A 13,861-nucleotide genomic window follows, 5' to 3' on the forward strand; every position below is an offset into this window, starting at 1 on the left:
AGGGCGCGGACCAGGCGTAACAGCGTGGTGCGCGACGCCGCGATGGTGAGCCGTCGGGTCAGGCGTTGGCCGGGTCGGCCACCTACCGAGCACCACCTGCGGTTCGCTGAATACCCGGCGGCGCCTTCCAAGGGAAGGCCCCAGGGCTGCGGTCCGAGTCAGCGCTACTCGCCGACCGGCGTGGTGACGAGCCGAGCGGCGTTCATGTCCAGCCAGCTGAGCGTGTCGGTGGGGACCATCGCTCCGTCGGTGTCCAGCACCTCAGCCCAGTGCGCCGCAACGTCCTCCGGAGTCAGGTCGACCCCGGGATGCACGTAGCCCGGGGTCTCCGCGAGGTAGAGCCGCGCCTGCCGGCGACCCCCTGCGAGGAAGGTCTCCCCCGTCACCGCACAGCTCTCGTGACACAACAACGCCACCAGCGGCGCTACGAGCGAGGGTGCGGACGAGTCGACACCGAACCGCCCTCCCGGCGCGTCATCGGTGGCACCGGTCATCCGAGTGGCCGCGACGGGGGCCACGCTGTTGACCAGGATGCCCGCGGTACCGCCTGCCATGGCCAACGCCCTGGCCAGCGCGAAGACCGCTCCCTTCGCCGCACCGTAGGACGTCAGCGCCGCGGAACCCAGCATTCCGTGCGAGGTCGTCATCACGACCCGGCCGTAGCCGGCCCGCACCATGTGCGGCCAGCACCTCCGCGTGACGGCGAAGCTGCCGCCCACGTGCACGTCGAAGTAGCGGCGGAACTCTGCCGGTTCGATGTCGGGGAAGGCGTCGGGCAGATAGATGCCCGCGTTGTTGACCAGCACATCCACCCGGCCCCATGACGCGACGGCGGTGTCGACCAGCGCCGCGGCACCGTCCGCGGTCGCGATGTCCGAGCCGTCGGCGACCGCCTCACCCCCGGCGTCCCGAATGGCGGCCGCGACACTCTCGGCCACGCCGGGGTCCCCGTCCACCCCTGCGCGTGTCCCGCCCAGGTCGTTGACGACGACCTTGGATCCGCGCGCGGCGAGCAGCGTGGCGTACGCCCGCCCGATGCCACGGCCTGCCCCGGTCACGATCGCGACCCGCCCGTCGAAGCGCAGCTCGTCCTCGGCGATCTTCATCGGTTCTCCTCGCTCCCGGAGCGTCGCATCACTCGTCCACGACGCTGATCGCCTCGGCCGGGCACACGAATGCCGCCTCGCGGACGGCTGCGTCGCGCTCCGCAGGCGGCGTCGCCACCAGCAGCACGACCATGCCGTCCGAGTCGCGCTGGTCGAACACCTCCGGCGCGCTCCCCACACACAGTCCCGCCCCCACACACCGGGACGTATCCACCTCGACGCGCATGCGACCTCCCTTTCACCATCACCACGTGACCGGCATGGCGCGCGGTCCGTACGCGAACGCCGTGTCCTTGAAGACGACCTCGGACAGGTCCACCGCAAGTCCCGGCAGCCTGCGGAACACCGCAGGGAGGACGATCGTGAGCTCCAGGCGGGCCAGCGGCTGTCCCAGGCACTGGTGCACCCCGTAACCGAACGCCACGTGGCGGCGGGCATCAGCTCGCTGGAGGTCGAGCCGGTCCGGGTCGGCGAACGCGTCACCGTCCCGGTTCGCCGCGTTCAACGAGATGATCACACCGTCGCCGGCCCGGATCAGCTCGCCGCCAACGGTGATGTCCTCCACCGCGATCCGACGCAGCCCCGACTGAACGATGGTGAGGTAGCGCAGCAGCTCCTCGACGGCGGTGGGTGCCGCAGCGGGATCGTGGATCCGCCCGATCTGGTCCGGATGTGCCAGCAGCGCGAGCACGCTGAGGCCGATCATGTTCGCGGTCGTCTCGTGGCCGGCGAACAGGAGGAAAGCACCGAGGTCGGCCGCGTCCCGCAGAGAGAACGTCCCCGCCTCGACGTGCTCCCCGAGCGTGCTCAGGAGGTCGCCGCGCGGCTCCCGCCTGCGGACGTCCACAAGTCGCTCGAGGTAGTCGCCGAGCGCGGCTCGCGCGGCCACGATCTCCGCACCGGTCGAGCGGAAGTCGACGAGGACGCTCGAGTGCTGCTGGAAGAAGTCGTGATCCGCGTAGGGCACCCCGAGGAGCTCGCAGATCACCAACGACGGCAGGGGCAGGGCGAGCGCGGTCACGAAGTCGGCAGGGCCGCCCTGGCTGATCATCGCGGTGAGCAGCCGGTCGGTGATCCGCACGGTCGGCTCCCGCATCGCCTCGATCCGCCGCATCGTGAACTCGCGGGTCAGTGCCTTGCGGAACGTGGTGTGCACAGGGTCGTCGTGGCCCTGGAAGAACCCGTACGGCGGCGGCGGCACCCCCGGCCGCGTGAGCGGGAACCCCGGACGGCCCATCTCGGCGCTGAGGGCCGGGTTCCGCAGCAACGCGCGGGCGTCCTCCCAGCGCGTCACCAGCCAGGCCCGGCCGGTCCCGTCCCAGATGCCGACGGGGGTGACGGGGTTGTCGCGGCGCAGTGCCGCAAACTGCGGCGGCGGATCCAGCGGGGCCTCGGCCAGCCGGATCAGCGGCAGCGTCTGCTGCGGTGGGGGCGGTGGGGCCTCCGGCGTGGACGTCGGGGCGGATGCCATGGTGCTCCTTCCTGGTCGCGGGACAGGGCTGACTCGTTTACCCGAGTACCGCGGGGCCGCTCCCGAGGGCGACGGTGGTCTGCCCTGCGTCGACGGCGAGGGTGTGTCCGGTGATGTGGCGGCCGTCGTCGGAGATCAGGTGCAGCACGTTGCGGCTGACATCGATCGGGTCGAGGGTCGCGATCGGAAGTGCGTTGCCGAAGCTCGCCGCGACCGCCTCGTGCTCGGTCACCAACTGCGCGAAGTGCTCGTTGAGGATCATCGGCGACGCGACGCCGGTCGGGTGGATGGTGTTGACCCGGATGTTGTGCCGGGCCAGCCGGCCGGCGTAGGCCCGCATCAGCCCGACGACGGCGAACTTCGCTGCGCCGTAGCCGTCGAAGTTGGTGGTGACGAAGCCCAGCCCGACGGTCGAGCTGGTGATCACGATCGCGCCGCCGTTGTCGGCGGCGATCATCGACGGCACGGCGACCTGCAGGGCGTTCCACACCCCGGTGAGCATGATGTCGATGCTGTCGCGCCACGCAGCTTCCGAGTCCGTGTACGGCTTGACACCGTGGGCCATCACCCCCGCGTTGGCCAGTACGACGTCGAGCCGCCCGAACTCGGCGAGACCCTCGTCCACTGCGGACTGCAGCGCGGCCCGATCACGGACGTCGGCCCGGCGGGCCACCATCCGGCGGCCCGCCTTCTCCACCAGCGCATCGGTTACGGCGAGATCCTCCGGCGTCGCCATCGGATAGCCCACCGAGTCGATCGGCTCGCAGATGTCGACGCCGATGATGTCGGCGCCTTCCTCCGCGAGCAGCACGGCGTGCGACCGACCCTGGCCCCGGGCGACGCCGGTGATGAAGGCGACCTTGCCGTCGAGCTTTCCCCATAACTGGTCTCCTGTGACTGTCGGTGGGACTGCCTGTTGGGACTGCCGTGCTCAGGACGCGTAGACGTCGGCGAGGAGCTCCTCGGCGTCGGGGAACGGGCTGTCGCGGGCGAACTCCCAGGCCTGTTCGACCTCGGTGCGGGCACGCGCGTCCAGCGCAGCCAGCTCGGCTTCGGTCGCGCGGCCCTGTTCGACCAGCCACGACCGGAAGAGCGGGAGCGGGTCGGCCCGCACCTGCTCGTCCACCTCGCCCGCCGGGATGTAGCGCATCGGGTCGTAACGGGTGTGGCCGCGGAACCGGTAGGTCGTCGCCTCGACCAGTGACGGGCCGCCGCCGGTGCGGGCCCTCTCGATCGCGGTGCCCATCGCGTCCCACAGCGTCGGCACGTCACCCCCGTCGACGGTCACCGCGGGCACGTCGTAGGCGGCGGCCCGGTCGGCGACGTGCGCGACCGGGGAGGTCTTGTCGAAGGCCGTGTGTTCGGCGTAGCGGTTGTTGTGGCACACGTAGACGACCGGCAGCTTCCAGAGCGAGGCGAGCGTGAGCGCCTCGTGGAAGGCGCCCTCGTTCGCGGCGCCGTCACCGAAGGTGCAGACGGTGACCTTGTCGTCGCCCCGCAGCACCGACGCCAGCCCCCAGCCCGCCGCGATCGGCAGCTGGCCGCCGACCACGCCGGAGTTCATCACCACGTTCGCGTCGAGGTCGACCGAGTGCACCCACCCGGACTTCCCCTTCTGGGTCCCGGTGGCCTTGCCGAGTGCCTCGGCGAACAGCCGCTGCACCGACGAGCCCTTCGCGAACTGCGACATGCCGTCGCGGTAGTAGGCGACGAGCTGGTCCTCCGGCCGCATCACGGTGCCCACGACCGCCCCGATCAGCTCCGACCCCCGCCACGAGAACCAGGTCGTGGCGATGGTGCCTGCCATCAGCAGCTGTTGGACCCGGTCGTCGAGTTCCTTGCCGAGTGCGGCGACGGCGTAGACGTCGAGCAGCTGCGCCTTCGGGATCGTCATCGGTGCTCCGTTCAGGATGGATCAGGACGCCGCGATGGCAGCGTCGGGGATGGGGGCGTCGGGGATGGCGGTGGCGGGGATGGCGGTGGCGGGTATGGCGGCGGAGCCGAACTCGGCGCGCCAGTCGTGGGTCTCCAGCGCCTCGCGCACCGCGGAGAGTGCGCTGGCCGCGTACGCCCCGTCGAACGCACGGTGGTCCCAGCCGAGGGTGAGGTTGCCGATCGGCCGGATCGCCAGGCAGGTGCCGCCCGCACCGTCCGCGACCACCGCGGGCCGTGGCGCGATCGCGTCGACCGTGATGATCGCGACCTGCGGCTGGTTGATGATCGGCAGCGTGGTGCGCGCCCCGAACGGCCCCGGGTTGGACAGGGTGAACGTGCCGCCTGCGACGTCCGCGCCACGCAGGGCGCCGGACCGGGTGCGGCCGGCGAGGTCGTCGATCGCCCGAGCCAGGTCCGGCACCCGCAGGTCGTGGGCGTTCGCGACGACGGGCACGACGAGTCCGGCGAAGTCGACGTCCACGGCGATGCCGAGCCCGATCCCGCGCCGCACCTCCAGTGCGTCGTCGGTGAACCGCGCGTTGAGCTGCGGGTAGCGCGCGATCGCGATTGCGACAGCGCGCGCCACGAAGGGCAAGTAGGTCAGGCCGAACCCGTGCTCGTGTCGCCATTGCGGGCCGACCTGGCGGCGGACGTCGTCGACGGCGCCGTAGTCGATGTCGATCATGGCGTAGACGTGGGCGGACGTCGCGGCTGACTTGATCATGTGCTGCGCGATGCGCCGCCGCACGGTCGAGTGCGGCACGCGGACGACCTCGTCGACGTCGGCCATGGTCGATCCTCTCCTCGGGGACGGGAAGTGGTCAGGACGGGAGTGCGGTCGGCCGCCGGGCCTCACCCGCCGGGCGCACCCCGCGCTTGTGGACGGTGGCCCGCCCGGTCGGTCGGGCCTGGCATCCCAGCCGCAGCTCGCCAGGCCGGCGGTCCCGGAACTCCCGCAGCGACTCCAGTGCCTCCCGCTCGAGCCGCCCGATGGCTTCGAACCGGTCGGCGCCCGACACCACCTCGCACAGGCAGGCCGTGCACAGCGCCTGGCCGCGGCACCGGGTCGGCCACCAGAAGCCGTGCCGCCGAGCCGCTGCCATCAACGACTCGCCGGGGAGGACCGCCAGCTCGATCCCGAGCGGCTCGATCCGCACGGCGACCGGCGGCGGCTCAGGAAGCGCCGTGATCACCGAGCACGTGGCGGTCGACGAACCGTTCGAAGTTGCGCACTCCCGCCTCCTGACGGTTGAGGCGCAGCCCGGTGAACGACGTCTGGTGCAGGCCGGCCTGGACGTGGCCCATGTTGGACAGGTCCTGGCCGATGGTCTGGCCCCAGCCGTCGTGGTCCTGCCAGCGTGGGAAGAACTCGTGCTCGACCGGCGGTGGCTGCTGCCCCTCGCCGAACCGGTGCAGGAACAGGACGTCGAACAGGCAGGTGTCGGGATCCTTCCCGTTGGGGCGGAAGCGGAACAGGATCCAGTTGCCCGCGCTGATCGGGCCGACCAGGTTCGGGTAGATGCAGTAGTCGATCGCCGACATGACGTCCTCGTCGGGGATGTGGGAGTAGTCCACGCCCACCGCCGCACCGGCCGCGCGCCGCACATCGGTGAAGAACCGGACGGCCGGCACGTCCCCGGGCACGTTCGCCATCGCCTCGACGTGATCGATATCGTCCTGATGGGCCAGCGAGATCATCTGGTTGAGCCGCAGCATCGCGAGCGCCGCCTGCTTGGGATCACCGTGGTCGCCGAGCGGGGCGCTCTCGGTGAGCATTTCCGGCACGTTGCGCATCAGGTTGTGCGTCGGGAACGCCTCGTAGTGGAACTGGTAGGCACCGGGGGTGCGGCCGTCGGCGTCGCGCACGTCGGGGCGACCGCCGTCGTCCGCGCCACGGGTCCGCCTGCCGGAAGCGCTGACCCGCGCTCCGCGTGCGTACCCGCTGAGGTCCCAGACGTGGGTGGCCTCGACGTGGTAGGCCTCGTTGAACGCGGCGAGACCCACCTTCCAGTTGCAGTCCATGATCGTCGTGCGGTGCCGGATGAGCCGCATCTTCTCCGGCTCGAACGGCGCGAGCCCCTCCACCACCGGCCCGAGGAACTCCCGCAATGGCTCCGGATCCGGCGCGAAAGTGACGAACACGAAGCCACCCCACAGCCCGACGGTGGCCTCACGCAGGCGCAGCTCGGAGCGGGAGAGGCACTCAGGGGCGAAGTCGTCGGCGTCGGGGATCTCCAGCACCGAACCGTCGAGGTTCCAGGCCCACCCGTGGAACGGGCACCGCAGTTCAGCGTCGACGTGGCCGGTGCCGGACGCGATGCGAGTGGCGCGGTGCGGGCACGCGTTGCGGAAGGCCCGGACCGTGTCCTCGGACTCGCGCACCAGCAGGATCGACTGGGTCCCGATCAGGTACTCGTGGAAGTCGCCGACCTGAGGGATCTGCTCGAGCCGGCAGGCCATCTGCCAGACCTGTGGCCAGAGCTTCTCGTACTCGGCCGCGAGCCACTCGGTCGATATGTAGCGGCCCTTGGAGACCAACGCGGATTCGGTGTAGGGCTGCTGGATCCTCGGTTGGGTGGTGGTCATCGGTGATCCATCTCCTGACGACGTCGTCGGTGCGTGCCTATGCGAGCGCGCGTCTGAGCGCGGCCTCGATGTCGGTCCTGCCGACCATGAAGCGCGATTCGAGCGCCCGGCTCGCCGGCACCGGCGTGAAGGGGGCCCCGACCCGCTGCACCGGAGCGGCGAGCTCGCCGAACAGCTCGTGATGGATCTGCGCGGCGATCTCGGCCGAGGGGCCGAACATCGTCCGCGCCTCGTGGACGATCACGGCCCGGCGGGTTCGGGCCACCGAGGCGAACACGGTCTCGGCGTCGAACGGGGCGATCGTGCGCAAGTCGACGACCTCGACCGATATGCCCTCGCCTGCCAGCTCGTCAGCGACCGCGAGCGCGTCGCCGAGCTGCGCGCCGTAGCCGATGACGGTCACGTCCGTGCCGGCGCGGCAGACGTTCGCCTTGCCGAGCGGGATGCGCATGCCGGGCTCCGGCACGTCCATCCGCACCGGCTTGCCGGTGAGCGAGGCCTGCTCGATGAAGATGACGGGGTCGTCGTCGAAGATCGACGAGGTCAGCAGGCCGTAGGCCTCGACCGGGTTGGACGGCTGCACGACCTTGAGCCCGGGGCTCGCGGCGAACCAGGACTCGAGCTGGTCGCAGTGCTGCGCTCCCACCCCGCTGCCGGCGCCGGCCAAGGTGCGGATGGTGATCGGGACCGAGCTGCGGCCCGCCGTCATGTAGCGCCACTTGGCGGCGGTGTTGTGGATTGGGTCGATGGCCATCGTGATGAAGCCCATCAGCATCACCTCGACCACCGGTCGCAGGCCTGCCTGCGCCGCGCCGATGCCGGCGGCGACGAAACCCTGCTCAGCGATAGGGGTGGACCGCACGCGGTCGGTGCCGAACTTGGTGGACAGGCCTGCCGTGGCCTTCCAGACCCCGCCGTCCTCCGGGTCGGCGATGTCCTCACCCATCAGGAAGACCGACGGGTCGGCGGCCAGCGCGTCGTGCAGGGCCAGGTTCACCCCCTTGACAAAGTTGATCTTCTTCGAGGACCTGTCGGCCACGAGGGGCTCCTTCATTCGATGATGCCGATCTGGGTGCCGACCGGATAGGACTCGCCCGCTTCGGCGGACCGGCGCAGCACCCCGCTCGCCGGGGCGGCGACCTCGTTCTCGACCTTGTCGCTCTCGAGGATGTAGAGCGGTTCGCCCTCGGCGACCTGCTCACCGTCCCCTACGAGCCATTCGGTGATGACGCCCTCCTCCATCGTCCAGCCGAGCTTGGGGATGGTGATCGGCGAGCTCACGTCGTCACCGCGTCCGCCGTCGCACGCATGGCGTTGCGCCACCTCTCGGAGTTGTTCTGTCAATGACAGTAATGAACCGTACAGCTCACCGCCGAGTCAGGGAAGTACTACTTCGATTGACAGTATGATGAGTTACAGTAGGACCGCGCCCGACCGCCCGGCCGGGTCCCAGACGGGACGGAGCATCCGTGAGGGCAGCACTGCACATCGAGGGCGAGGTCGCGCCCGGTTTCGAGGGGGTCCGCGACGCCTTCGCCGCGAACTTCGACGAGCGCGGCGACGTCGGCGCGTCGTGCGCGGTCCACCGCGACGGCCGGACCGTCGTGGACCTGTGGGGCGGGATGGCCGATCCCGAGACCGGACGCCCCTGGACACGCACGACGACAGCGCTGGTCTACTCCACGACGAAGGGCGTCACGGCCGTCTGCGTCCATCTGCTGGCCGAGCGAGGTGTGCTGGACCTGGACGCCCCGGTCGCGACCTACTGGCCGGAGTTCGCCGCGGGCGGCAAGGCGGAGATCACCGTCGCCGACGTCCTCAGCCACCGGTCCGGCCTGCCGGTACTGGACGAGCGGCTCGACCGCGCCGCGCTCCTGGAAGGCAGCGCCGTCACCGCGACGCTCGCCCGCCAGGCACCCCTGTGGACGCCCGGCACCGCCCACGGCTACCACGCGTTGACCTACGGCTGGCTGCTCGGCGAGATCGTCCGCCGGGCGAGCGGGCGCCGCCTCGGTGCCGTCCTCACCGAGGACATCACCGGGACGCTGGGCCTGGACCTGTGGATCGGCCTGCCGGCCGACCACGAGACCGACGTGGCACCGCTGCTCGACGCCGTCCCCGATCCGGGAGCTCTGGACCGGCTGGCCGACCCGGCGGCCCGCGAGCTCGCGACCCGCATCGCAGCTACCGCATCGGACCCGACGTCGCTGCTGGCCAGGGCCGCGTCGTCGAACGGGGCGCTGCCGACCCCGCACGCCGCGACCTGGAACGACCCGGCGGCCCGCCGCGCCGAGATCCCCGCGGCCAACGCCGTCACCAACGCGCGCTCGCTGGCCCGGCTCTACGCGGCCTGCATCGGGGAGGTGGCCGGGCTGCGGCTGCTCGCCCCCGCCACCGTCGAGCGGGCGCGAACCGAACAGGTGCGCGGCCCCGACGCCGTGACGATCGCCGAGACCCGGTTCGGTCTCGGCTTCCGGCTGCCCACGCCCGGTGCTCCCATGCTGGGCGAGGGCTCCTTCGGGCACAACGGCGCCGGCGGCTCACTCGGCTTCGCCGACGTCGACGCGGGCATCGGGTTCGGCTACGTGCCGAACCAGATGGTGGCCTCGCCCACCGGGGACCCGCGCACGGCGGCCCTGATCGCGGCACTGCGGGAGGCACTCGCCCGGGCCTGAGCGGGGCGGGCCGGGTCCAACCGATCCTGGTATCGGCTGTACCTGTCTCCCCGTCGGGGGCGGGGCGACCGTGGGCGCATGAGCCTCTCACCCCCGGCCACCCTGGCCGGTCCGATCACCCACTGGATCGACGGCACCGCCACCGGCAGTGCCACCGGATCCGACACCATCGACGTGGTGAACCCGGCCACCGGCCTGGTCATCGGCGCCGTACCCGCGGGAACCCCGGCCGACGTCGACGCCGCCGTCGCGGCAGCAGGCGCCGCGCAGCAGGCCTGGGCCGGCACCGGCGTCGCCGAGCGCATCGCCGTCGTGCAGCGCATCGCCGCGGGCCTGCAGGCCCGTGCCGGCGAGATCGCCGACCTGATCACCGCCGAGGTCGGCACCCCGATCGCCCTGTCCCGAATGGCCCAGGCCGGGCTGCCCGTGCTGGTCGCCTCGACCTTCGCCGGCGTCGCAGCCGGCTTCGCGTGGACCGAGGAGATCGGCAACTCACTGATCGTGCGCGAGCCGATCGGGGTCGTCGGCGCGATCACCCCGTGGAACTTCCCGCTCCAGCAGACCGTCGCCAAGCTCGCGCCCGCGCTGCTCGCGGGGAACACGGTGGTGTGGAAGCCAGCCGAGCTGGCACCGCTGACGGCCCGCGTGCTGGCCGAGGTCACCGCGGAGGCGGGCCTACCGGCCGGGGTGTTCAACATCGTGCACGGCACGGGACCGGTCGTGGGCGAGGCGATCGCCGCCCATGCCGGGATCGACATGGTCTCCTTCACCGGGTCGACCCGGGTCGGCAAGCGGATCTCGATGGTCGCGGCCGAGACCGTGAAGCGGGTATCGCTGGAGCTGGGCGGCAAGTCCCCCAACGTCATCCTCGACGACGCCGACCTCGACACTGCGGTCGCGCTCGGGGTCGGTGCCGCCTTCGCCAACAGCGGGCAGGTGTGCGGGGCGTGGTCACGCATGATCGTGCCGGCAGCCCGCCACGACGAGATCGTCGAGCGCGCGGTGGCCGCCGCCGCCGAGTACACGGTCGGCGACCCGACCGACGAGACCAACCGGCTCGGGCCGCTCGCCTCGCACGTGCAGCGCGACCGCGTGCTCGGCTACATCGAGCGGGGAATCGCCGACGGCGCCACCGTCGCCATCGGGGGGCCCGAGCCGATCGAGGGGCTCGAGGCCGGGGCGTACGTCCGCCCGACGATCCTCGCCGGCGTCGACCCCGACGCCGTCGTCGCCCAGGAGGAGATCTTCGGGCCGGTCCTGACCGTGATCCCCGCCGCGGACGACGACGACGCGGTCGCGATCGCGAACAACAGCCACTACGGGCTCAACGGTGCCGTGTTCGGCAGCCCCGAGCGCGCGCTCGGGATCGCCCGGCGCATCCGCACCGGCCAGGTCGACGTGAACGGGGGGCAGTGGAACCCGTTGGCGCCCTTCGGCGGCTACAAGCAGTCCGGCAACGGCCGCGAGTTCGGCCGGTTCGGCCTCGAGGAGTACCTGGAGGTCAAGGCGATCCAACGCTGACCGGGAGCTCCACCTCCCGATCGCCGGGCACCGACAGCAGGCGCAACCTGTCGTGCGAGTCGGTGCCCGGGTTCGCGGTGTAGACGAGCAGTACCTGTGACCCGTCGGGGTCGGTGAGGATCTGACAGTGCAGTTCCAGCTCGCCCACCTGCGGATGCACGAACCGCTCCGACCCACAGCGGCGCCCGGCCACCGGGTGCTCCCGCCAGATCGTGGCGAACTCCTCGCTCACCGCGAGCAGGGCATCGACCAGCTCGGCCGCCTCGGACCCCTCCCCGTCGCGCACCAGCACCTGCTGCAGGTCCGAGACGATCCTTCGGCTGCGGGCCGGGTGGTCGGCTGCGGGATACAGGGCGCGCTCGCGACGATCGGTGAACCATCGGTAGTGCAGGCTGCGCGCCGGTCCGATGTGGTGGGTCTGGTCCCCCAGCAGGGCGACGGCGGGCTGGGTCTGCCGCAAGGTGGTGCCGAGCCGGTTCACCACCTGGGCGATGCCGTCCGCCAACCCGTCGAGGATCCGCAGCATGCCGGGGTTGATGTGGTCGCCGCGCGGAACAGCCCCCGGCGCCGGGTAACCAGCCAGCCGGAACAGGTGGTCACGCTCCTCGGGCGAGAGCCGAAGGCCTCGAGCGAGCGCGCCGAGCAGCTGCTCCGAGGGATGCGGGCCCCGTCCCTGCTCGATGCGGACCAGGTAGTCGACAGACATGTCCGACAGCACGGCGACCTCCTCGCGGCGCAGGCCCACCGCGCGTCGGCGACCGCGGGGCAGGCCCACGTCCTCGGGCTGCAGCGCCTCCCGTCGAGTGCGCAGGAACTCCGCCAGCCGCTCGCGGTCCATCGAGACACCCCTTTTCCGGACAGCCCCGTCCGTATAGTCTCACGAATGCGGACACAGGTGTCGGCGAAAGCGGGTGCGCACGTGACGACGACCGGTCAGCAGGTCACGACCGAGCGGAGAACGCGAGGCCGCCGGTCCGACGCCGTGCGCAACGCCGAGAAGGTCTTCGCCGCCGCGCTGGATGTCTGCGCGCGCCGCGGCCTCGACGTCGGTCTGCCCGAGGTGGCCGCCGTCGCCGGCGTCGGCCGCACCACCGTCTACCGCAGCTTCGCCTCCCGCGACGACCTCCTCGCGGCCGTGATGGCGCACAAGCTCGCGGCGCTCGCGACGCGCATTGCGGACGTCAGCCGGCACGAGAACGCCTGGTTGGGCGTCCGCGAGATGATCCTCATGCTGATGGAGGACGTCCGGACCGACCGCCTGCTCGGCGAGGCCCTGCTGCTGCGCACCGACCTGTTCCCGGCCGGCGCTCCCGCCATCGACCGGCTCGGTGCGCTGCTCGAACGCGGCCGCGCGCAGGGAGCGCTCGCACCGGGCCTCACCGGATTCGACCTGCGCCTGCTCGTCGCCGGGGTGAGTCACTCGATGCGCATGAGTGGCGCCACCGATCCCGCGGCGTGGGAGCGGGCCGCCGAGCTGATCGCCGCTGCCGCCCGCGGCCCGGGGCCGCCCCACCCCTGACATCCCCACCACTGAGATCCCCGCCCCGGCGACCACGTGCCGTACCCACCACAAGCCGTACCGATCCCCTGCCGTATCGATCACAGCGGGCCGATCGGAGGATGCGAGAGCCCATGGACGCGTCGCCCCACGACACCGACCGCATCAGCGGCACCCGATCCGCCGGAGCAACGGCGATCAGTACCCGGACGACCGGCGTCCCGTCCGCCGGCACCACCCGCTCGACAGGCGCAGGTACCCCCTCCGCGACCGGCACCCAGAGCGTCACGCGGGCGCTGTCGATCCTGCGCTCCTTCTCCCCCAGCTGCGGCGGGGTGACCGGCCCGCAGATCGCCGAACGGTTCGGCTACTCGCTGCCGACCGCGCACCGGCTGCTGCGAGCGTTGGAAGCCGAACGGTTCCTCGTGCTCGACCCGGTGACGCGCCGGTACCGGCCCGGGCCGGAGTTCCTGCGCCTGTCGGCCGTGATCGTCGACCGCGACGGCGGGGTCGCGCCGGCGTTCGCCGCCCTGCGCCGGCTGCGCGACCGGACCGGCGAGACCGCGACGATGTTCTGGCGGTTCGCCGACGAACGGACCTGCGTGCGCGAGGTTCCCAGCGACCACGCCCATCGCGTCACCCCCGGAGTGGGCCGGCGCTACCCACTGGCCCGGGGCGCAGCGGGTCTGGTGCTGCTCCTCGGCGAGGACGAGCGGGCGGTCCGCGACCGCCTCCGCAATGAGCGGCCCGGGCTGCTGGCCGACCTCTCCGCCGCTCGGGCGCGGGGCTTCGCCGTGACCGTCGGCGAGACGATCCCCGGCGCCGTCGCGGTCGCAGCACCGGTCCCGGGTCTGCGCCGCGGCCTGGTGGCGATCTCCGTCGTGGGCCCGGCGCAGCGATTCGGTCCCGCCGAGGCCGAGGCCGTCGGCGGGCTCGTCGCCGAGGAGGCCCGCCGGCTCACGGCGACCTTCCGCCACTGACCCGACCCGCGTCTGTGAGAAGGGCGGCACGACCATGGGACATCGGACTCCGGTCCGCCCCGCACCGGACACCCCAGCCGTCACGGGTG

General features: G+C 71.9%; 14 protein-coding genes and 1 pseudogene. 4 read left to right on the forward strand and 11 right to left on the reverse strand.

Annotation, left to right across the window (positions count from 1 at the left end; translation table 11 throughout):
- Positions 1-164: 164 nt before the first annotated feature.
- The 10 genes and pseudogenes from ACFPFQ_RS12095 to ACFPFQ_RS12140 form a co-directional block, all read right to left on the reverse strand.
- Positions 165-1,106: an SDR family NAD(P)-dependent oxidoreductase gene (locus ACFPFQ_RS12095; RefSeq protein WP_379617930.1), complete on the reverse strand. Its 942-nt coding sequence runs from the start codon at positions 1,104-1,106 to the stop codon at positions 165-167.
- 28 nt (positions 1,107-1,134) lie between these two features.
- Positions 1,135-1,332 carry a ferredoxin gene (locus ACFPFQ_RS12100; RefSeq protein WP_379617932.1) on the reverse strand — a complete coding sequence of 66 codons (198 nt, stop codon included), beginning with the start codon at positions 1,330-1,332 and terminating at the stop codon, positions 1,135-1,137.
- 18 nt (positions 1,333-1,350) lie between these two features.
- Positions 1,351-2,577 carry a cytochrome P450 gene (locus tag ACFPFQ_RS12105; protein ID WP_379617934.1) on the reverse strand — a complete coding sequence of 409 codons (1,227 nt, stop codon included), beginning with the start codon at positions 2,575-2,577 and terminating at the stop codon, positions 1,351-1,353.
- Between the two features lie 37 nt (positions 2,578-2,614).
- Positions 2,615-3,442 (reverse strand): annotated as a pseudogene (locus ACFPFQ_RS12110) (mycofactocin-coupled SDR family oxidoreductase); the annotation flags it as partial.
- Between the two features lie 66 nt (positions 3,443-3,508).
- A complete protein-coding gene (locus tag ACFPFQ_RS12115) occupies positions 3,509-4,471 on the reverse strand; it encodes a thiamine pyrophosphate-dependent dehydrogenase E1 component subunit alpha (RefSeq protein ID WP_379617936.1) in 963 nt (320 codons plus the stop codon).
- Positions 4,472-4,492: 21 nt separating this feature from the next.
- Positions 4,493-5,302, reverse strand: a complete 810-nt coding sequence (locus tag ACFPFQ_RS12120) for a 2-oxo acid dehydrogenase subunit E2 (RefSeq protein ID WP_379617938.1) — start codon at positions 5,300-5,302, stop codon at positions 4,493-4,495.
- 31 nt (positions 5,303-5,333) lie between these two features.
- Entirely contained in the window at positions 5,334-5,705 is a 372-nt protein-coding gene (locus ACFPFQ_RS12125; protein WP_379617940.1) for a 2Fe-2S iron-sulfur cluster-binding protein, read from the reverse strand.
- Positions 5,686-7,098, reverse strand: a complete 1,413-nt coding sequence (locus ACFPFQ_RS12130) for an aromatic ring-hydroxylating oxygenase subunit alpha (RefSeq protein WP_379617942.1) — start codon at positions 7,096-7,098, stop codon at positions 5,686-5,688. The genes ACFPFQ_RS12125 and ACFPFQ_RS12130 overlap by 20 nt, the downstream gene beginning before the upstream one ends.
- A 37-nt stretch (positions 7,099-7,135) precedes the next feature.
- Positions 7,136-8,137: an alpha-ketoacid dehydrogenase subunit beta gene (locus tag ACFPFQ_RS12135; RefSeq protein ID WP_379617944.1), complete on the reverse strand. Its 1,002-nt coding sequence runs from the start codon at positions 8,135-8,137 to the stop codon at positions 7,136-7,138.
- An 11-nt stretch (positions 8,138-8,148) separates the two neighbouring features.
- The gene (locus ACFPFQ_RS12140; RefSeq protein WP_379617946.1) at positions 8,149-8,379 is read right to left on the reverse strand and encodes a lipoyl domain-containing protein; all 231 of its coding nucleotides are present in this window, start codon (positions 8,377-8,379) and stop codon (positions 8,149-8,151) included.
- 188 nt (positions 8,380-8,567) lie between these two features.
- Between ACFPFQ_RS12140 and ACFPFQ_RS12145 the strand changes: the two genes are divergently transcribed.
- Both ACFPFQ_RS12145 and ACFPFQ_RS12150 read left to right on the forward strand, forming a co-directional pair.
- Positions 8,568-9,773 (forward strand): serine hydrolase domain-containing protein, encoded by a 1,206-nt coding sequence (locus ACFPFQ_RS12145; RefSeq protein ID WP_379617948.1) that lies wholly within the window; start codon positions 8,568-8,570, stop codon positions 9,771-9,773.
- 78 nt (positions 9,774-9,851) lie between these two features.
- Positions 9,852-11,294, forward strand: a complete 1,443-nt coding sequence (locus ACFPFQ_RS12150) for an aldehyde dehydrogenase family protein (RefSeq protein WP_379617950.1) — start codon at positions 9,852-9,854, stop codon at positions 11,292-11,294.
- Here ACFPFQ_RS12150 and ACFPFQ_RS12155 read toward each other — a convergent pair.
- A complete protein-coding gene (locus ACFPFQ_RS12155; RefSeq protein WP_379617952.1) occupies positions 11,275-12,132 on the reverse strand; it encodes a helix-turn-helix transcriptional regulator in 858 nt (285 codons plus the stop codon). The genes ACFPFQ_RS12150 and ACFPFQ_RS12155 overlap by 20 nt on opposite strands.
- A gap of 81 nt (positions 12,133-12,213) precedes the next feature.
- Here ACFPFQ_RS12155 and ACFPFQ_RS12160 point away from each other — a divergent pair, with 81 nt between their 5' ends.
- Together ACFPFQ_RS12160 and ACFPFQ_RS12165 are read left to right on the forward strand one after the other, a co-directional pair.
- Positions 12,214-12,813 carry a TetR/AcrR family transcriptional regulator gene (locus tag ACFPFQ_RS12160; RefSeq protein WP_379617954.1) on the forward strand — a complete coding sequence of 200 codons (600 nt, stop codon included), beginning with the start codon at positions 12,214-12,216 and terminating at the stop codon, positions 12,811-12,813.
- Positions 12,814-12,926: 113 nt separating this feature from the next.
- On the forward strand, positions 12,927-13,772 hold the full coding sequence (locus tag ACFPFQ_RS12165) for an IclR family transcriptional regulator (protein WP_379617956.1): 846 nt from the start codon (positions 12,927-12,929) through the stop codon (positions 13,770-13,772).
- The last annotated feature ends 89 nt before the right edge of the window (positions 13,773-13,861 follow it).

This window comes from Pseudonocardia sp. GCM10023141 (assembly GCF_042653605.1).

What these genes read in the sequence shown, in the direction of transcription:
- ACFPFQ_RS12155 (WP_379617952.1), bottom strand. Translation starts at nt 12,132, where the DNA reads ATGGACCGCGAGCGGCTGGCGGAGTTCCTGCGCACTCGACGGGAGGCG.
- ACFPFQ_RS12120 (WP_379617938.1), bottom strand. Translation starts at nt 5,302, where the DNA reads ATGGCCGACGTCGACGAGGTCGTCCGCGTGCCGCACTCGACCGTGCGG.
- ACFPFQ_RS12095 (WP_379617930.1), bottom strand. Translation starts at nt 1,106, where the DNA reads ATGAAGATCGCCGAGGACGAGCTGCGCTTCGACGGGCGGGTCGCGATC.
- ACFPFQ_RS12130 (WP_379617942.1), bottom strand. Translation starts at nt 7,098, where the DNA reads ATGACCACCACCCAACCGAGGATCCAGCAGCCCTACACCGAATCCGCG.
- ACFPFQ_RS12105 (WP_379617934.1), bottom strand. Translation starts at nt 2,577, where the DNA reads ATGGCATCCGCCCCGACGTCCACGCCGGAGGCCCCACCGCCCCCACCG.
- ACFPFQ_RS12115 (WP_379617936.1), bottom strand. Translation starts at nt 4,471, where the DNA reads ATGACGATCCCGAAGGCGCAGCTGCTCGACGTCTACGCCGTCGCCGCA.
- ACFPFQ_RS12150 (WP_379617950.1), top strand. Translation starts at nt 9,852, where the DNA reads ATGAGCCTCTCACCCCCGGCCACCCTGGCCGGTCCGATCACCCACTGG.
- ACFPFQ_RS12165 (WP_379617956.1), top strand. Translation starts at nt 12,927, where the DNA reads ATGGACGCGTCGCCCCACGACACCGACCGCATCAGCGGCACCCGATCC.
- ACFPFQ_RS12100 (WP_379617932.1), bottom strand. Translation starts at nt 1,332, where the DNA reads ATGCGCGTCGAGGTGGATACGTCCCGGTGTGTGGGGGCGGGACTGTGT.